The following is a 19,829-nucleotide window of genomic DNA, read 5'->3' on the forward strand; positions in this document are numbered from 1 at the left end:
TCAATTCAAAGAGTGTTGCCATGAGTACCAGCTTGATCCAACCAGAACGTGACCTGTTTTCCTATCAGCCTTATTGGGCTGAATGTTATGGCACCGCGCCATTCTTACCCATGTCACGGGAGGAAATGGATATATTGGGCTGGGACAGTTGCGACATTATTGTTGTCACCGGCGATGCCTATGTGGATCACCCCAGCTTTGGCATGGCGATCATTGGTCGTATGCTGGAGGCGCAAGGCTTCCGGGTTGGAATTATTGCTCAGCCGGACTGGACCAATAAAAACGATTTCATGCGGTTGGGTGAACCCAATCTGTTCTTCGGCGTTACGGCTGGCAACATGGACTCGATGATCAACCGTTATACAGCCGATCGTAAGTTGCGCCACGATGATGCCTATACGCCGGATAATCAAAGCGGTAAGCGACCTGATCGGGCCACTTTAGTCTATAGCCAGCGCTGCAAAGAAGCGTATAGCCATGTGCCGGTATTGCTCGGCGGTATTGAGGCCAGCTTGCGCCGCATTGCTCATTATGACTATTGGTCTGATACTGTGCGCCGTTCGGTTATCGTGGATGCCAAAGCGGACATGTTGGTCTACGGCAATGGCGAACGGCCTTTGGTTGAAGTGGCTCATCGCCTGGCGGCGGGTGAGAAAATTGCCGATATTCAGGATGTTCGCAACACGGTTGTGATGCGCAAAACTGCATTACCGGGCTGGAGTGGGGTTGATTCTACTCGCCTGGACAAACCGGGGCGTATTGAAGCCATTCCCAATCCGTACGGTGAAGATCTGCCGTGCGCCACTGATAGCATTCCTGAATCCGAAGCTAAACCGGTTACTGTTCGTGCCGCCAAACCCAAACCATGGGAAAAGACCTACGTCTTGCTGCCTTCTTATGAAAAAGTGAAGGCAGACAAAGTGTTATATGCCCACACCTCGCGGATTTTGCATCATGAAACCAACCCCGGTTGTGCACGGGCCTTGATGCAAAAACATGGTGATCGCTATATTTGGATTAACCCACCGGCTATTCCACTGAGTACGGAAGAGATGGACAGCGTGTTTGCGCTACCCTACCAGCGTGTGCCGCACCCAGCCTATGGCAAATCGCCGATCCCCGCCTATGACATGATTCGCTTCTCGATCAACATTATGCGTGGTTGCTATGGCGGCTGTTCATTCTGCTCTATCACTGAGCATGAAGGGCGTATTATTCAAAGCCGCTCTGAAGATTCTATTATTCGTGAAATCGAAGAGATTCGCGACAAAGTCCCTGGTTTTACCGGTATTATCTCTGATCTTGGTGGCCCAACGGCTAACATGTATATGCTGCGCTGCCAGTCGCCGAGGGCAGAACAGACCTGTCGGCGTGCATCCTGTGTTTATCCTGAGATTTGCCCGCATATGGATACTAACCATCAGCCGACTATCTCTTTGTACCGCCGGGCGCGTGATCTTAAAGGGATTAAAAAGATCCTGATCGCCTCGGGGGTCCGCTATGACTTAGCAGTAGAAGATCCGCGCTATATCAAAGAATTAGCCAGCCATCATGTGGGTGGATATTTGAAAATTGCACCGGAACACACCGAGGAAGGGCCACTTTCCAAAATGATGAAACCGGGAATGGGCAGCTATCAACGCTTTAAAGAGTTGTTTGATACCTATTCCAAGCAGGCAGGTAAAGAGCAGTATTTGATCCCTTATTTCATCTCTGCCCATCCGGGCACTGAGGATAAAGATATGGTCAATTTGGCGCTATGGCTGAAGAAAAACCGTTTCCGTCTGGATCAGGTACAGAACTTCTACCCGTCGCCACTGGCTAACTCTACGACCATGTATTACACCGGTAAAAATCCGCTGGCGAAAGTGGATTATAAAAGTGAAGACGTCGTTGTACCGAAAGGGGATCGCCAGCGGCGGTTACATAAGGCCTTGCTGCGTTATCATGATCCGGCTAACTGGCCAATGATCCGTACTGCATTAGAGGAGATGGGGTTGCAACATCTGATTGGCGGCCGCCGGGAATGCCTGGTTCCGGCAGCGACAATCGAGGAACAACGTGAAGCTCGTCGGGCGCTGCGCCACCATACTCCGGCCCTGACGAAGCACACTGCTATCACCCGCCAGCGTCAGCCAGGTAGCCGAAGCACAACGTCTGCTATCAGCAAAAAACCGCAGGTTGCCAGTAGCACGCCAGTGGCAAAACCGTCAGTAAGCAAAACTGGGGCGAGAAAATCCCCGGCAAATCAGACGGCTGCCGGCGCAAAGGGCAAAGCTAAGCATCATTAAACTGAATACATCGCCTTGAACTCAGTTGTCAGACCCGAAAACATCCGGGTCTGGCCCGAGGCGTTTATTGCTGTCTAACTTCGAAATTGCCGTCAGTTCATCTTTATGCAATTTAAAATCAAACACTTCAAAGTTTTCCTTGATACGCGCCGGTGTTACCGATTTCGGGATAACGATCAACCCACAATCGAGATGCCAGCGGATCACGACCTGTGCAGGTGTTTTATTGTATTTTTGCGCTAACTGGCGAATAACGGTTTGATCGAAAACGCCCTCACCACCTTGGGCCAGCGGGCTCCAGGATTCGGTTGCAATATGATGGGTGGCATTCCACGAATGGAGCTGGCGCTGCTGTAGCAGTGGATGTAGCTCAATCTGATTGACGGTTGGCGCCACACCCGTTTCATCAATCAGCCGTTGCAGATGAGGAATCTGGAAGTTACAGACACCAATGCTGCGAATTAAACCTTGTTCTTTCAATTTGATCAGTTCACGCCAGGCACTAACGTAGTGATCCTGTGTTGGGTTGGGCCAATGGATCAGATAGAGATCGACATAATCGAGCTGAAGTTTGCTCAGGCTCTCTTCTAGTGCTTTTTTCGGATCCTGCTGGCTGTCATTCCACAGTTTAGTGGTAATAAATAGCTCATCACGAGCCACACCCGCCGCCTTCAGTGCCGAGCCGACACCCTGTTCATTTTTATAAATTGCCGCAGTATCGACAGAGCGATAGCCCACCTCGAGTGCTTTGCTGACAGCAAGCTGTGTTTCTTCAATCGTTGCTTGCCAAACGCCAAGGCCAAGTTGTGGCATCAGGTTGCCATCGTGCAATTTGATAATGGGTTGTGTTGCCATGTCTATCTCCTTCGCTGACTGATTGGGCTGTGTTTGCCCTGTTTACCCGTAATGTAAGTTTAGTCGTGATCATTCTATTTATGATCTTGCTAGCGATTAATCATGTGTGAGAAGTATCAAAATGTGCACAGATCTATCGGCGATCTGCCACTGAGAGATGAACAGCAAAATGCGTGGTAATAAGCTAAAGCCTAGCAGTTAATAACGATAGCACCCTTTTAACGGTAAGTGAAAAGAGTAAGTAGATGTTGAACAGAAGGCATCCTGTTCAACGATGCCTTCTGTGTTGAAAACTGTAAACTGGGCTGATGCTATTATTAGACCGCAGCTTCGTAGATACGTTTACTATCAGCTAAAGTGATATCACTGTGTTCGCCAAGCTGAGTCATACCGTGCTCTTCCAGTTTTTTAATCAAATCAGGAATAGAACTGCCATCCAGTTTGTAGGCCGACAGGCGAGTAGCAACGCCCATGCTTTCAAAGAAATGACGGGTAGCTTCAATTGCGGCATCGATGCGGTGCTCTTCGCTACCGTCACGTAGGCCCCAGACACGCTCCGCGTATTGCAGCAGTTTGGCGCGCTTTTGTTGCTTCTTCGCCACTAACAGAGCGGGCAGTACTACCGCCAGCGTCTGAGCATGGTCCAGACCATGGCGGGCGGTCAGTTCGTGGCCTAACATGTGTGTCGCCCAGTCTTGTGGCACACCGGCCCCAATCAGGCCGTTTAATGCCATAGTGGCACTCCACATAATATTGGCGCGCACATTGTAGTTTTCTGGCTCCGCCAATGCTTTCGGACCTTCCTCAATCAGGGTTAACAACAGCCCTTCAGCAAAGCGATCCTGCACTTTTGCATCAACCGGGTAAGTCAGATATTGCTCAATGGTATGTACAAAAGCATCGACAACACCGTTCGCGACTTGGCGCGGTGGCAAAGTATAAGTGACAACCGGGTCCAGCACGGCAAACAGTGGCTGGACAAAGGGTGAGAAGAAGTGCTGCTTATCACCAGTTTCACGGCGGCTGATAACTGCGCCATTGTTAGCTTCAGAACCGGTAGCAGGCAGAGTCAGTACTGAACCCATTGGCAGTGCTTCTTTAATATCGCTGCCAGTGGTTTGCAGAATATGCCATGGTTCTTGTGGGTAATTGACGGCAGCGGCGATGAATTTGGTGCCATCTAATACTGATCCCCCTCCCACCGCTAGCAGGAAGTCGATTTTCTCCGCCCGGCAAAGCGCAACAGCTTTCATCAGGGTTTCATAGGTTGGATTCGGCTCAATACCGCCAAACTCCAGGAAATCAAAGCCTTTCAGTGCCTGATGGACTTGATCCAGCACACCATTTTGTTTGATGCTGCCGCCGCCATAGGTAATCAAGATGCGGGCATCAGCAGGAATTTCTTTACTCAATTGTGCTATTTGACCAGTACCGAACAGCACTTTAGTGGGGGTATGGAGGGTAAAGTTTTGCATTATTTGTCTTCCAGCTTATGGGTGATGAACAATTATGGTAATCAAAACGCGACGTATTAGCCGGTGATGCAATGATTGTTTATTGCCGTACCATTGGCAGCCATTGTCGGCAACTTAGCGCGATACCTCAATGCACATTTCTGCCTTGCTCTTGCCTATTTCTCCAAAGCACTGTAGAAAATGCGGTAAATATTGCACAATTTATATCTGATCGTTTTAGTTGCTAGATTATCTCAGATAACTCCAGTAAGTGAGAGTATATGGTTGAGGTTAATGATATTCAGGTACAGATGGCCGAAAAAATTACACGTTTGGCTAAGGGGAATGGCTTAACGCCCTCTGCTGTGCCACGGGTGAAAATTTTGTACTCCACAGTGCACCAGCCGCGCACTCCGGTAATGTACACCCCCAGTGTAGTCATCATATTCCAGGGGCACAAAGTGGGTTATCTGGGCAGTAAAGTGTTTCAGTATGATCCGAAAAATTACCTTATTCTGACGGTTCCACTGCCGTTTGAATGTGAAACTTTTGCCAGCCCTGAAATACCTCTGGCGGGAATATCGATTCATATAGACAGCCAGATGCTACAGGATCTGCTGATAGATATAGGTGATGATGAGCTGGATAAACCGTTCGGTAATACCTCTGGCGTCAATTCATCGGCGCTGACCGAAGAGATGCTGTGTGCCACCGAGCGCTTATTGGATGTGATGTCCAATCCCCGTGATGCCAGAGTGCTCGGCCCACAAATTGTGCGGGAAATTCTCTACTATGTACTGTGTGGTCAATGCGGAGGAGCCTTGCAGGCGCTGGTTAACCGCCATGGGCACTTTAATCAAATTACCAAAACCTTGCGGCGTATTGAAAATCAATTTGCAGATAATCTGAATGTTGAGCAATTAGCGGCAGATGTGAACATGAGTGTTTCGGCGTTTCATCATAACTTCAAAGCCGTCACTAATACCTCGCCACTGCAATATCTCAAATCTTACCGGTTGCATCGCGCACGAATGATGATGTTGCACGATGGGCTAAAAGCCAGTACCGCAGCCAACAAAGTAGGGTATGAGAGTGCTTCACAGTTCAGCCGTGAGTTTAAACGCTATTTTGGCCTCACACCCAGTGAAGAGGTCGCTAAACTGCGGACTAACTGATTTTACGGCCCAGCTAATAATGGCAATAAAAAACGGCGCAGTGAGCGCCGTTTAACTGCTTGAGTCACGAGGCAAACACAGGGTTACTCAGTGACACTTTTACGTTTACACCACACCAACACCAGTGTGCCGACCAAACCAATCAGCAACAACACTATTGGTAAAATCATCAGTGCTGTCATCACCTGGTTTTCATAGTGCTTAACGAATGGGATATGACTTAGCGCGAAACCTAACCCAACGACACTCCCCACCCATAGCAGCCCGCTTAACCAATTAAAGAACTGAAAACGTGCACTGTTCAGGCCAGAAATACCCGCCAGCGTTGGCAGTAAAGTCCGTACAAAAGCGAGAAAACGGCCAATTATCAGGGCCGCCAAACCATGGCGTACAAACAGAGTATGGGCGCGTTGCCGATAATGAACCGGTAGCTGTAACAGCCACCTTTTAACTATTTTAGTATCGCCTAACCACAGCCCTTGCAGGTAACTGAGCCAACAACCCAAGCTGGCAGCAGTGGTTAAAATTATCATGGTCGGTAAGAACCCCATGACTCCCTTGGCAATTAATGCACCCGCCAATAGCAACAAACTATCACCGGGGAGGAAAGAAGCCGGTAGCAAACCGTTTTCTAAAAATAGGGTGGTAAAGAGAATGCCGTAAATGACCCAAATCACATTCGGATCGGCAAGTTTACTAAAATCCTGCTGCCATAAGGCATGAAGGATTTCGCGTAATACATCCATTTCTGTTCCTGTTTGCCTAGCGTGTGAGGATATTGTTGTAAGGACTGGTCTAGTGTATCCGTAATGGCGCGGATCCACATTGATCTTATCCTCAATAATCGAATTTTTGAGGGATATATACGTGTCGATGAGACTATTTGTGTAAGAGAGGATTAATGCGCGGATATTGTTACCGCGCATTAACAAATCAATCGTTCAGAAACCCTTACTGCACTGTTTTGATGCGCTCAAATCCTGCGGCCAAATCGTCCTGCAAATCTTGCACATTCTCCAGACCAATATGCAGACGGAACAGTGTGCCTTTTATCCCGTCCCCTTCATACTGACGAATGGCACGGATATTCTCCGGTTGATAACCCAGAATCAAGGATTCAAAACCGCCCCATGAAAAGGCCATACTGAAGTGGGTGAAATGGTCGAGATAAGCCTCTAACTGTTGCTGACTTAACTCTTCTTTTAATTCAAAAGAGAACAAGCCATTACAGCCAGTGAAGTCTCGTTTATAGAATTCATGGCCTTTGCAGCTTGGCAGGGCAGGGTGATAGACAGTGGCAACTTCCGGGCGCTGAGCCAGCCAGTTAGCAATTTCAATACTGCTTTTCTCGTGTTGTTTTAAACGCACGCCCAGTGTGCGCAATCCACGGCTAGCAAGATAAGCTGTGTCAGCATCAACCATTTGCCCCATCAGATAAGAGTCTTCCCGCAGTTGCTCCCAACAACGCGCGTTGGCAACGGCAATCCCCAGCATCGCATCAGAATGACCAATGATGTATTTAGTTCCTGATTGGATAGAGATATCAATACCAAAATCCAGTGCTTTAAACAGCACACCCGCAGCCCAGGTGTTATCCATCATAATAATGATGTCTGGTGAAACGGCCCGGATGGCTTGTACCATTGCCGGAATATCTTGTACTTCCATGGTGATGGAACCGGGTGACTCAAGGAATACCACTTTGGTTTTTGGGGTAATTAATGAGTCGATCCCGGCACCTATCATCGGATCAAAATAGGTCGTGGTGATATTCATGCGTGATAAAATTTTATCGCAAAAACTTTGGGCCGGCTCATAAGCAGAACCGGTCATTAGCACATGGTCACCCGTTGCGACAAATGACAAAATTGCGTTGCTGATAGCCGCGGCACCGCAAGGATAAAGGACGCAACCTGCGCCACCTTCCAGCTCTGTCATCGCCTCTTGCAGCGAGAAGTGAGTCAGGGTGCCTCGGCGGCCATAGAATAATTCGCCTTTTCCCCGATTGATAGTGGCATGCTTCTTCGCTTTTACCGAGTCGAAAACCAGCGATGAAGCTCGCTGGATCACCGTATTCACTGAGCCTTGAGTAAATCGTTTACTTCTGCCCGCACTGACTAAGGCTGTTTCCAGTTTTTCTGTCGTTTCTTTGTTTGCAGACATGATCGTGTCGTCACCTTTATATAGGATATGCTGTAGTTCCAGAGCCAGCATTCATTTTAGAGATATATTCCTTACGTTAGCATGATGATTGTTATGTGGGGGCAGCTTTCACCATGAAAAAAACTAAAGAGAGTGACGCGCTGTTTTCTGACGGTTTGTAATGGAGAAATTCTGTGTAAGTGGCAAAACAAGGGATTTATTAAGGAGTCTTGGTGAGAGTTCTTTAGTTCAATCAATCACTTCTTATCTTTATATCTAATGTTATCGGCATGGAATAATTAAGGTCGCTATCATTTCTATTAATTTACATAATTGTTTCAATCAGAATAATTCTCTTTCATTCTTAAAAAATCGTCTCAAATACTAATGATAATTACTATCAATTCCCGATTTGTTTGATATGATCGGCACCTGATTTCGTCCTTAAATTGATATGCATATTGGGTGGAGGCACAGCGTGAAAATAGCTGGCAAAGAGATTAAAGATAAATCATTCGTGCAAGGCCGGATGATAGCAGGCGTAATGGCATTATTGCTGGTGGCCGGTTTGGCAGGTCATGCACAGGCCGCGCCAGGCAACAGCAGTGCAGTCGCTGCATCTGTTGCTACACCAACAACTGCAACGTCAACCCCACTACCTACACCGGAAATCACACCGGTCGCTGCAAATGCACAAGCTGTTGCACCTGCAAACCCAGCACCTATGGTCCAGCCTCTGGCGGCACCTGTGCCACAAGGGTTGGCAATGGACTTATCTGTCTGGGGCATGTATCAGCATGCAGACGTCGTCGTTAAAGGGGTGATGATTGGTCTGGTGTTAGCCTCAATCGTAACCTGGACTATTTTGTTCTCCAAAGGTACTGAATTATTCCGTGCTCGCCGCCGTTTGCAGCAAGAACATGAAGTTATCGGGGCTGTGACTGATATGGATACCGCGTCTGAGCGGGCGGAGGCTTTTAGCACCGATAGCATTAGTGCCTTACTGCTACGAGAAGCGCAAAACGAGCGCCTATTGTCGACAGAATCCAATGATAACAATGGCATTAAAGAGCGTACGGCTTTCCGGTTGGAACGCCGTGTAGCAGCCATTGGTCGCCAAATGGGTAAAGGCAATGGATTCCTGGCTACTATCGGTGCAATCTCACCGTTTGTCGGGTTGTTTGGCACCGTGTGGGGCATTATGAACAGCTTTATTGGTATTGCTCATTCGCAAACCACCAATCTGGCTGTTGTTGCACCGGGTATCGCAGAAGCCTTGCTGGCAACGGCGTTAGGTCTGGTCGCAGCAATCCCTGCGGTAGTTATCTACAATATATTTGCTCGCTTAATTGGTAGTTACCGTGCACAGGTGGGTGACGTTGCCGCCCAAGTATTGCTGCTATTAAGCCGCGATCTTGATCTGGCGAGCAGCGCTGAGGCAAAGTCATCTAAGCATCCTCACCAATTGCGTGCGGGGTGATTTATGGCCATGCGTATGAATGACAATCTTGATGAAAGCGGTGAATTACACGAAATCAACGTGACACCCTTTATCGATGTAATGTTGGTACTGCTGATAATCTTTATGGTGGCAGCACCATTGGCAACAGTCGATATTAAAGTGGATTTACCAGCGTCTTCAGCGGTACCACAGCCGCGGCCGGAAAAACCGGTATTCCTGACAGTTAAAGCCGATAATCAGCTTTATGTCGGTGACCAGCAGGTTGACCGCGACACTCTGGCCGCGGCGTTGGATAAAATGACGCAATCCAATAAAGAAACCACTATCTTCTTCCAGGCGGATAAAGTGGTGGATTATGAAACTCTGATGAGCGTGATGGATGCGCTACGCAAATCAGGTTATCTCAAGGTTGGCTTAGTCGGTATGGAAGCGGGCATGGCAAAATAGCCTGCAACGCAGGCGCGGTTACGGTTGCCGCGCCTGACATTAATCTTTCGGCGTATTACGGCCCACTTCACTGGTATCTACCGCCCCCAACGCTTGTAGAAGGTCGCCTTCCAGTTCATGAGTATTTTGTGCTTCGTAGTAATTCTCCTCACCTACGCACTCTTTCCAATCGATATATCTTGGCGAACGGGTGTTATATAAAGGTTTATATCCAATAGCGATGAAAACCATGGTGATCCCATTCTCTTTTATTTTTTCGCACATACCTTTTTTGATAAGGCTTTGTGTGACATAAAACCCTTTATTTTCTTTATGCGCACTTTCAAAGCTATCATTACCATCAGAAAGAATTATCATCAGATTTTTATTGGTATTAGAGCTGCTTTCATTAAACAAATTATTAGCAGATAATATCCCTGAACTTATTAGTGTACCGCCTAAAGGGGACATATTAATCATATCATCGATAATCTCATTACTATCATGTTCATTTAATGAGTAGGAGTTTGCTCGATTTAAACAAACGTAGCTATTGAATATGTCATCAACTGGAAAGTTAATTACTTTCGGTGGTATCACTGCGCTGTTGCGTGGTATTGAGTTTATCGTTGCAACGTAATCAATACTCTCTCCTATTATTTCAAGTTGATATAATTGTTGGAGGATCTTTTGTGAGCGGGAAAGGAATGTATAAGCAGACTCTGCATCTTCAATATTTAATTCATCAATTTTATTTTTAGTGTCATTATATATCTCGCTGGTTACTTTCCCATATGCGATATGGTCAATATTTTCTAATCCCTCCAATCCAGGGAATTTTTTTAACCCAGATAATGTATATTTACGAAGGTAATCACCATTTGGGCTATGTTGCTTTGGCACAAAAGGTAAATGGCAATACTCCTTCGTTTGTGCACCGTTCCCAATACGCTGTTTAGTCCCCCATGAAAATGGTATAAACCCTATGGTATGTATATTCTCATTTTTTAAGATGTTATTATTGAGGCGGTTAAATATGTCTCTCAACGCATCTATTTTTTTTGGCTCGGATTCATTATGATTAAAATGATCATCCATTGAACCAGAGTAATCTGCGACAAATACTACATCTATATTCTCTATCGGTGCACTGATTATATTTTTTCTTGCTGCTCCTCTATCTGTTGCATTTATCATCGCACTAAAATTGGTTACTGGATTGTTAGTTAAAAATCTAGCTGAGTAGCTCATGTTGATCTCAGCCGCATACTCAATTCTGCCATTATTATTGATTATATCTATAGTCGGTGTTGAAAATATTTCTGCTGGCAGATAAGCATGAGCATAAGAACTCACTATGGCTTTATTCTGCGCTATTTGAGTTAAACTCGGAGTACTATGGTTATTTTCTACTGTCAGTGCTAATGTTGCTTGCTCCATTGCATCTGAGAGTTTGGCTTTTTTCTGTAAAAAATGAGTGAGCTCAAAAGAAAAAAATATTAGCCCAATAACCAAGGGCAAAAATATAATAAAGGGAAATAAGATAGCCCCTTGCTCATTCTTTATCAATGGCACCAATAGTCGTACTTTAATGTGAGTAAATCTATTTTTTATCATAAATAGCCTTTTTTATAAATAAGTTCATCCTCGCTAGGATTAACGCTCGATAGTTACCGCTGATGACCTTAATATAGGGATGGGTTCTATCTGGCTAAACAACGCTTGATACCCTGTGGGGGCAGGTAAACATAAGGTTACCTGGTACAGTGGCACCCATCGGCCACGATTACTGTAAGGTGATAAATCGGCCATTTCACGCAATGACCTAATGGGGTGACAAGTACCGACGATAAACTCTTCACTCTTAGTATCATTAATAATCTTATTACCAGGTGCTGCCGATTCAGCGGGATTAAAATGTAATGTTTCAACTTTTATCGCGAAATTATCACTGAATATACCCGAAGTTAATAGCATATTGCTCGCCAGAGTTGTTAAATCATTAACATTATTTTGAGTTAGTATTTCATCATCAGAATATAACCTGTTCCTTTCCCGAATTATTCCGGCAAGCGAATATGATATCCGGTCTAGTTTACCTACGGTTGATTGATATTCAGTCACTGAAATAAATAGTTTTATTAATAGCATTATTATGAAAATGACAAATGAAAACTCAATAATAGCTGAACCATTATTATTTCCAATAAAGTCTATGTTATTTATTTTCTTGTACAAAAATCACCTCGCGAGATAGTTGGATATTAGCCCAGCGTGAGGGGATAGGAAAAAAAAGAGGTTGATAGATGTAAGTTACTGTGTATTTGGCCAGTGGCGACGTTTCTGAGCCTGAATATATCTGACTAATGAGGTCAGATATACTATTGCTAAATTCTACAGTAGTATTAATCGCATTATTATTTGTTATGAAAACACCTAAAATACCATTCTGAGCATTTAAACTTTGCCTCAATATGGCACTATTACTGCCCTCTCTATTCTTAGTCGATTTTACCGCTTCTGAAACCGCCAGATCTAAACTGGCAGAGATATAGAGCAAACGGCCTATCTCTGCACAAGAGAGTAACGTCAATAAAAATAGAACAAAGACTACCGTAAAATCAATAGTGACCGACCCCTCATTCGAACGGGAGAATTGCTCTCTTATTTTACTCATTTACGCACCTTTATCACTTAATCTCTCTTGCTGAAGGCTCTGAACTTGACTTAGGGCGAGTATTAACTCATCCGGGTCTTTAGCCATTTTTTCAGCAATAATGATTTTTTTTGCATAGGTTGTATCACCGAGTTGAATCAGTGAAAAGACCAGGTTATGTAACCTTAACGAGTTTTTTTTACCCGACAAATAATCAGGTAATAATATTCTCACTGCATCGCTATAACGGTTATCAAGCATTGCTACTACAGCAAGATTATTCATTGCCGTCCCATCAGAAATAAATAAGGCTCGCGACTTTTCAATAGCCACTTCTGCTTTATGCACTTCACCACTATTAGCCAATACAATGCCGTGTAAGTTGTGAGCTTCTGCATTATTAGGAGAAATAGTTAATAATTTATTTATAACTGTTATAGCATTTGTCGAGTCATTATTGTTAATCAAGTTTTTGGCTTGCAAAATATATACAGGCTCACTCGGTTTGTTAATCATCGGTTGTAAATAATATAAAGATGACTTGGTGTCGCCGGTAAGATAGTAGGCGTTAGCCAGTTTTAATCTTATCGCATCATCTTCTTTTTGTTTTAATCTGGTTCGGTATAAAGTGACCAATCCGGCATGATTATTTGCCTTTAGCAAGATACTCTCACGATATAGAAACTCTTTATTACTTATGCCACTATTCGTGGAGCAACCACTTATCATAAAAATTAAAAGTGAAACGGTAATAGTTTTTTTACATTGTTTGTACATATTTGAGTAACTCCAAAACGCTAGGTGATATAACTAACACAACAAAAGGAATAAGAATAAAAAGAAACATAGGGAAAGTCAGTTTTGTTGATAGCTTACTGTTTTTTTCTTCTGTAATTAACAATTGCATTTCTCTCATATCTTGAGAGAGTTTTATTAGTTGTTCATAAACGGTTGAGCCGAAACTGATGCTATATTGTAATGCACTGCAAAACATTTTTATTTCTGTTTCGGTTGATAGTTGTTGAAATTCTTTAATCGCACTCTCTAGCCCATTAATTTCTGCGCGCTTAGTTATTTTTTCTACGATTAAACTTAAATCGATATTTATTAATTTGAATCTTTTAGCCGTATAGCTTAGTGCGCTATCTATAGTCATTCCTGATTGGACACAGGCAGCGGTAATATCGATAAAAAAGGGTAGCGAATTTAACATTTTTTTATTTTTTTATTCACCATATTTATGGTAATAACTTTTGGTAGATATATAGTTGTTATCAGCATAAGCAAACAAATCATAAGGAAACTCATGCTACTAGTCGCTATGAAACTAGTTTTTACCAATATAATCATCACTATCAGAAATAGCGAAATAATCAATATCTTTAAATAAGTCACCTTATGAAGTATATAAGGTAATTTTATAAAAGAAGATAGCGCTATTTCTTTTTTATTTTTTGACTTTTTTATTTCACGTTTAGAGGATAAAATATGGTCATTGTTAATTTTATTATATATTTCTTTCTTATTGTATTTTTTCTTGCTAATGAGTAATGAGATAAAACCAAATAGTACCATGGCAATAAAAATTATATTCATAGTGCTTTCCTAAGCATTGACCTTATCAGTGCTATCCCAATTATCTCGCTGGAGATAATATAATAAAAAATAATCCTACCAGTAGGATGGTTCCACATTGACTCAATAATCGTTGGATCCATAAAGTAAAGAAAAAGAGAGAATACAAAAGGTATGATAGAGAGAATATTTACTGACATCCGTGTTTGTGCCGTCATAACGGCTTTCTTCTGTTCGGATGTTTTGCTTTTTGTGATCACTTGGGACAAACGACTGGTCAGTTCTCTTAATTGCCCACCTTGTTGCAAGTTAAGCAAAATGATGGTGATAAGAAAGTAAAACTCGGGGTAACGAAAGCGTTGATAGGCATCATAAAAAACAGTTTCAGGAGACTCACCTACATTCAATCGGCGGCAAATAAGGCTTAATTCATTCCCTAATGGCCCACCTACCTCTTTCCCACAACGTTCTAATACTTGGTTAATGCTGGCACCGCTACTGGCAGCCATATTAATCATCAACAAAACCTCTGGGAAATCTCTTTTAAATAGCGTGTGATTATTTTTACGCGAAAAGTGTATTTGAAAAAATATGATACTGAACAAAATAAATGTCAATACCACCAGAGTATTTATCCCAACCCATGTTTTATTTATAATGTAAATGCATATTGCATAACCGATAGGTATGGCTATATGCATTTTATTTTTGTTTATATCAATGCTTAATAAATAGTTCACCCATTCATTGGCTGTTTTTTTTAGTAATGACGTAAGGAAAAAATCATTGGTAGTGGTTTTTTTTGGGTTTTTAATTATGGTCTTCTTTATTTTTATCCATTTTAAGTTAATGAGTAAAAGTAATAGAATCCCAGATAAAAGTATTATGTTGTAAATCATTATTTCACCGTGGAAAAAATACTACTTAGTTCATTTGATAAGCTGTATATATCAGCATTCACCCTCACAGCAGATCGGCTGAATAAACCATGATTAATAAATTCTCCTTGGATTTTTCCCTGTTCGTCACGCTCTTTGGACGGTTCAAATGAGAATATGTTTTGTAATACGACATTGTCCCCCTCCATTCCCATAATTTCACTAATATGGCGTACCTTTCGTGAACCATCATTCATGCGTGAAACTTGCACAATAAGATTGATGGCGGAGGCAATATTTCGGCGAATAGTAAATATGGGCATATTAACTGGACCCATCATGATCATGCTTTCGAGTCGGGCAATAGCATCGCGGGGAGAATTAGCATGTAAGGTGGACATAGAGCCATTATGGCCGGTATTCATTGCCTGAAGCATTTCAAATGTTTCCTCACCACGGCACTCCCCGATAATGATCCTGTCGGGGCGCATACGCAGTGAGTTTATTACTAAGTCCCGCATCGTGATTTGCCCAGTATTCTCTAGCCCGGCGAGTCGTGTCTCCATCCGTACCACATGGGGTTGTTCAAGATTTAACTCGGCAGCATCTTCTAAGGTGATAACTCTTTCGTTTTCAGAAATATATTTTGATAATGCGTTGAGCAGTGTTGTTTTTCCTGAGCCTGTGCCACCAGAGATAATAATATTGACCCGGCAACTGGCTGCAATTATCAAGAAATTAGCCATATCACTGCTCATAGCACCCATATTAACCAGATCTTCTAGTTTTCGTTTGTTGGTACTGAATTTTCGAATTGAAAGTGCTGTGCCATCCAATGTGATTGGACCGATTGCCACATTGATTCGGCTACCATCAATTAGGCGTGCATCTGCTAACGGTCTACCTTCATCAATACGGCGATTAACTCTTTGCATCAGGCGTTTGGCAATATCAGTCAGTTGACTGTTATTAATAAAACGGCGGTTGGTTAAGGTTAGCAACCCATAACGTTCAACAAATATCTTTTCAGGGCCATTGACCATAATATCGCTAATAGACTCATCTTCCATCAGTTCTCTTAACGGGCCAAAACCGGTAATCTCATCGGCGATCGTTGCAATAATATCTTTTTGCTGCTGAGTATTTAATCTATATTCATTGTCATTAAATAAATCATCGTAGGTTATTGAAAGTAAACCAAAAAGTTTGTCATAATCATCAACCAGATGTTCTACTTTATCGATATCAATGTTAGCCAGCATTTTTTCTCGTATTTCTTCTTGGATGATTAATGATATGTTCATTTTTAATTTTTAATTTTTACCTTTTAGAAGCTTTCTTAACCATGATTTTCTCTTGTTTGATAAATCAATGGTTATGCCTAATGTGTATTTAGCCAATTCGGTTATTATGGTTTTCTTTCGGCCAAAGTAATTTTTATCACTTAATGATTCCGTTGTTTTATGTATTAAAGGGATTCGTATATCTATCTTACGCCCAAGTAATGACGGGATATCTGAAGTATCCAGCATATCTCTTGTTATTGGTCTGCTTTCATTTAAACAGACTAATAGTCGGGTTGCTTGCCTGTTGTCTCGTTTAAATTTTTCATAAATAACAATAAACGTTTTAGCGACACGGACTGACATCATACTATTATCAAGCAATACGATAATGCAATTAGCGTGTTCTATATAATCAGTGAGTTTTTCTTTCGGTACGTTATGAATCGGTTGATCAAATACAATAAAATTGTGCTTTATATCTCTGTGTCCATCAATTTCAGCTATATCTTGCCCTTTACCAAACATAAGAGATAAATTATTTTGATATTCGGTTATTTCTGTAACCATCTTTTTTTCTGTAACAAGATCAAGATCCTGAGATCCATTATTGCCCTGTAATAATAGAGTTGGTGATTGCTTTATCTGTGTGATCGCGGTTGCTAAGTGATAACTGATCAGGGTGGTTCCGATGCCTCCCTTACAGCCCAATATACTGATAAAAAAGGCTTTCCTTTCAGACTCGATAGGGATGCCTTTGAGTAAATGTTGCGTCAATTCAGACAACTGCGACTTTATATTTAAGTATAATATGCCACGCTGAATGAATTGTTGGGCGATACCAATTGAATCAATATCGCCAACTAAAACACACCAACAGTCACGCGGGATAAGAATTTTTATTAAATCCAATGTTTTTTCAATATTATCATTACTCCCGATGTCAATAATAGCACCAATGGTTTTATCGGATAAATTTATTTTTGGCACGAGAAAAATACTCTCATCAAATGATTTAATATCCTTAATATCGGCAAGCCTGACTTTCTCTGCGGTTTCTTCGCGCAGCCATTCCCTGCTGGAAATAATAGCAATGGTGTTTTTTATCTTATTATTTTTTTTGTTTATTGCATCTTTGTTAAGAATTAATTGCATATGTCACCATTAAAGGAAATTACTTTGATTGCGTTATTTTGAAAGAATTCTATTTTTATTTACTGCGCATCCTACTTCGCTATCCCGGGACATCCGATAATCATTGCGTTGATATTTGCATCGTCGCTCGTTATCTCTTTGCAAAACAGGTGTAGATAATGACTGGTTTTTATCTGTTGCTAACAAGTCTCTTTTAGCTAATGAACAGGCTTGGTCATTCTCATTTGGCTCGATAATAAATGAGGCATGCACAACGCTAGAGAAAAAAATAACACTGCTAACTATCCATAGTTTCATTTTATGAAACCTCCTTTTCGTAGGAATTCCTTAGCCACTTTTTTCCTTTTTATTTCCATTATATGAGTGAAATTAAATAAGCGTTCCAATGTTGATGTGTGCATAAAATCAGGTAATTCCACATCCTTTCCGGCAACCGGCAACCGGCTTCACCAGGCTGACGGTGGCGACGACCACCAGTTCAGTTTGATTTTTTTGCGTTTGTGCATTGCGAAAGAATGCCCCTAAAATAGGAATATCACCTATGAAGGGGATCTTTTTAAGGGATTCCCGCTCTGATTTACTGATCAATCCACCTAGAATAAAGCTTTCGCCATCACCAAGTTCTAATGTGGTCGCTGCCTTACGTGTGCGTAATGAAGGATAAGCATTACCCCCTTCGACGCTAAAGACTTTATCTACACTACTGACTTCTTCTTCCATACTAATGCGGATACGATTTTTCTCATTTACCTTGGCCGCAATGTTTAGCTTGATACCATAAGTTTTGTATTTAATTACGGTGCTGCTTTGGGTGGTATTAAAAAGTGGTATTTCGCCACCAACTAAAAATGAGGCACTTTCACCGGACAGTACCGATAGATTGGGTTCGGCCAGAATACGTGCAATTGAGTCATCATTAATGGCATGAACTAATGTACTAATTCCGGTGGCATTGAACTTTAAAAATTGAAAGGAGCCAACGGATGCTTCGTTGATACTGCTCCAATCTACCCCTATATTCTCACTAAAGTCTTTAGTCACCTCAGCAATGGTTAATTTCACATTTACTTGGTTAGATTCAGGGAGTTTAATCTTATTAATTACCCCTAAGTAATCAGGGTTATTAAAATGTTGGTCTTCGCGATTTTTCTCTCTTTTCTTGTTTATTGCTTCACCGACAATAGCTGCAATAGTGTCTTTCGCCTCTTCTGACTCTGCCTTACCCGTCAGCAGATAGCCATTACCAATTTTATTGATTTCTATGTTGCTATCAGGATATTCAATTTTTATTCTCTGATATGCTGAAGTAATGATGTCATTTACCATGACGGCAGTTTTTATCATTGGATTATTATCTTTATTAAATAAGATAAACTCTGCTATTCCTTCTTTTTTTGCATAAACAATAATGCTATTTTTACCAACCAGTTCATAATCAGCAATAGCAGCGGCAGAGACAAAAACAGTATCAATCGCCTCATCTGTTTTTATTATATATGACTCGCCTGATGATAAATAAACAGGCTTGGCATATGCATGATTGACAACTATTTGGCAGGTTGCAATGGCGAAGAGTAAAAACAGTTTATTCCAACTGATATATTCTGGCCTGGGTGTTCTCATCCTCTTAGCTCTCTTGTTATGCGTAGTTTAGGTATGATGTCATATATATTTGTTGATTGATTATTGCCAGTAACTATACTCGGCGCCAGAACGATATCTCCCGACTTTTCTGCGATATGAATGATGTCAAGTTCCTCTCTTTTAATTATGACGGATATATAACCAGTTACGACTTCTCCGGTCTTTTGATTTTTGTTGTTTTTTTCTGGTAATGCGTCTGTCGAATTCTTTTTTATTCTTATTATTCTCATGGCGGGTATGATTTCATTCAACGAAAAGGTTTGACTTTTTTTATCACTCAATTCTTTCGTGTTAATGACTGTGCCACTACTCATGCCTTTATTTTTATCTGTCTCAAGCACTCTTAATTGAAATGAGAGGGAATCACCTACTTGCAATGTATCTAACAAATACCCATTTTTCTGACTAATAGTGAATTTATAAATAATTTCACCTTTCTTTAAATTAAGGTAATTGAATTCATTACTATCGGGTGAAGCCAAAACTACGGGTGTAATATAAGAACCCGCTACAAGGTTTACTTTCAATAAATGACTGTTGATATCTGTTTTTCCTGATATGTTGCTTTTTATTAATTCACTTGATTCAGGTACCATGATGGCTTTTAGTGCATAATCGTTTTGAGTGAGTAGGGTACCTGAAGAGAGATCATGTGTTGACTGTGCCAGGACAATCTCAACTTCTTTTTCTTTATTTAAATCGACGAAATTATAGGGTGTATGCACATCAGGCTTGGTATTGATCATAATGCCGGCAGCCCCGATGGCGACAATCAAAATTGAAAATAATAAAAGAAACTTACGATTCATTAAAATAACCTTGTGTCATTATTA

17 protein-coding genes and 2 pseudogenes are annotated in these 19,829 nt (G+C 42.0%); 4 read left to right on the forward strand and 15 right to left on the reverse strand.

What is annotated here, in order from left to right; translation table 11 throughout:
- The first annotated feature begins 20 nt into the window (after nt 1-20).
- Nucleotides 21-2,291 (forward strand): YgiQ family radical SAM protein, encoded by a 2,271-nt coding sequence (locus A6J66_019985; protein ID PNM26244.1) that lies wholly within the window; start codon nt 21-23, stop codon nt 2,289-2,291.
- A 21-nt stretch (nt 2,292-2,312) separates the two neighbouring features.
- On the opposite strand, the gene A6J66_019990 is transcribed toward A6J66_019985, so the two are convergent.
- Nucleotides 2,313-3,146, reverse strand: coding sequence for a 2,5-didehydrogluconate reductase DkgA (locus A6J66_019990; protein ID PNM26245.1), 834 nt, complete (start codon nt 3,144-3,146; stop codon nt 2,313-2,315).
- A 317-nt stretch (nt 3,147-3,463) separates the two neighbouring features.
- On the reverse strand, nt 3,464-4,621 hold the full coding sequence (locus A6J66_019995) for an NADH-dependent alcohol dehydrogenase (protein ID PNM26246.1): 1,158 nt from the start codon (nt 4,619-4,621) through the stop codon (nt 3,464-3,466).
- Nucleotides 4,622-4,881: 260 nt separating this feature from the next.
- On the opposite strand from A6J66_019995, the gene A6J66_020000 reads away from it, so the two are divergent.
- Complete coding sequence (locus A6J66_020000; protein PNM26247.1) at nt 4,882-5,775, forward strand: AraC family transcriptional regulator; 894 nt, start codon at nt 4,882-4,884, stop codon at nt 5,773-5,775.
- Nucleotides 5,776-5,858: 83 nt separating this feature from the next.
- On the opposite strand, the gene A6J66_020005 is transcribed toward A6J66_020000, so the two are convergent.
- Nucleotides 5,859-6,521, reverse strand: coding sequence for a DedA family protein (locus A6J66_020005; protein PNM26248.1), 663 nt, complete (start codon nt 6,519-6,521; stop codon nt 5,859-5,861).
- A gap of 205 nt (nt 6,522-6,726) precedes the next feature.
- Nucleotides 6,727-7,938, reverse strand: a complete 1,212-nt coding sequence (locus A6J66_020010; GenBank protein ID PNM27088.1) for a cystathionine beta-lyase — start codon at nt 7,936-7,938, stop codon at nt 6,727-6,729.
- A gap of 433 nt (nt 7,939-8,371) precedes the next feature.
- Here A6J66_020010 and A6J66_020015 point away from each other — a divergent pair, with 433 nt between their 5' ends.
- Both A6J66_020015 and A6J66_020020 read left to right on the forward strand, forming a co-directional pair.
- Complete coding sequence (locus A6J66_020015; GenBank protein PNM26249.1) at nt 8,372-9,397, forward strand: flagellar motor protein MotA; 1,026 nt, start codon at nt 8,372-8,374, stop codon at nt 9,395-9,397.
- Between the two features lie 3 nt (nt 9,398-9,400).
- A complete protein-coding gene (locus A6J66_020020; GenBank protein PNM26250.1) occupies nt 9,401-9,826 on the forward strand; it encodes a TonB system transport protein ExbD in 426 nt (141 codons plus the stop codon).
- 39 nt (nt 9,827-9,865) lie between these two features.
- Here A6J66_020020 and A6J66_020025 read toward each other — a convergent pair whose 3' ends face one another.
- The 11 genes and pseudogenes from A6J66_020025 to A6J66_020075 form a co-directional block, all read right to left on the reverse strand.
- Nucleotides 9,866-11,422: a TadE/TadG family protein gene (locus A6J66_020025; GenBank protein ID PNM26251.1), complete on the reverse strand. Its 1,557-nt coding sequence runs from the start codon at nt 11,420-11,422 to the stop codon at nt 9,866-9,868.
- 39 nt (nt 11,423-11,461) lie between these two features.
- On the reverse strand, nt 11,462-12,043 hold the full coding sequence (locus A6J66_020030; protein PNM26252.1) for a tight adherance operon protein: 582 nt from the start codon (nt 12,041-12,043) through the stop codon (nt 11,462-11,464).
- Entirely contained in the window at nt 12,024-12,473 is a 450-nt protein-coding gene (locus A6J66_020035; GenBank protein PNM27089.1) for a tight adherance operon protein, read from the reverse strand. The genes A6J66_020030 and A6J66_020035 overlap by 20 nt, the downstream gene beginning before the upstream one ends.
- A 9-nt stretch (nt 12,474-12,482) precedes the next feature.
- Nucleotides 12,483-13,190 (reverse strand): tight adherance operon protein, encoded by a 708-nt coding sequence (locus A6J66_020040; GenBank protein ID PNM27090.1) that lies wholly within the window; start codon nt 13,188-13,190, stop codon nt 12,483-12,485.
- A gap of 31 nt (nt 13,191-13,221) precedes the next feature.
- Nucleotides 13,222-14,057, reverse strand: a pseudogene (locus tag A6J66_020045) (tight adherance operon protein).
- Entirely contained in the window at nt 14,054-14,935 is an 882-nt protein-coding gene (locus tag A6J66_020050; protein ID PNM26253.1) for a tight adherance operon protein, read from the reverse strand. Before A6J66_020050 ends, A6J66_020045 begins: the two are co-directional and overlap by 4 nt.
- On the reverse strand, nt 14,935-16,218 hold the full coding sequence (locus A6J66_020055; protein PNM26254.1) for a CpaF family protein: 1,284 nt from the start codon (nt 16,216-16,218) through the stop codon (nt 14,935-14,937). The genes A6J66_020050 and A6J66_020055 overlap by 1 nt, the downstream gene beginning before the upstream one ends.
- Before the next feature lie 9 nt (nt 16,219-16,227).
- Nucleotides 16,228-17,352 (reverse strand): pilus assembly protein CpaE, encoded by a 1,125-nt coding sequence (locus tag A6J66_020060; GenBank protein PNM26255.1) that lies wholly within the window; start codon nt 17,350-17,352, stop codon nt 16,228-16,230.
- 33 nt (nt 17,353-17,385) lie between these two features.
- Nucleotides 17,386-17,649 carry a hypothetical protein gene (locus A6J66_020065; protein PNM26256.1) on the reverse strand — a complete coding sequence of 88 codons (264 nt, stop codon included), beginning with the start codon at nt 17,647-17,649 and terminating at the stop codon, nt 17,386-17,388.
- A pseudogene (locus A6J66_020070) lies at nt 17,646-18,975 on the reverse strand (secretin). Before A6J66_020070 ends, A6J66_020065 begins: the two are co-directional and overlap by 4 nt.
- On the reverse strand, nt 18,972-19,805 hold the full coding sequence (locus tag A6J66_020075; protein ID PNM26257.1) for a tight adherance operon protein: 834 nt from the start codon (nt 19,803-19,805) through the stop codon (nt 18,972-18,974). Before A6J66_020075 ends, A6J66_020070 begins: the two are co-directional and overlap by 4 nt.
- Between the last annotated feature and the right edge of the window lie 24 nt (nt 19,806-19,829).

The organism is Yersinia enterocolitica (assembly GCA_002082245.2).
GTDB classification, from domain to species: domain Bacteria; phylum Pseudomonadota; class Gammaproteobacteria; order Enterobacterales; family Enterobacteriaceae; genus Yersinia; species Yersinia enterocolitica_E.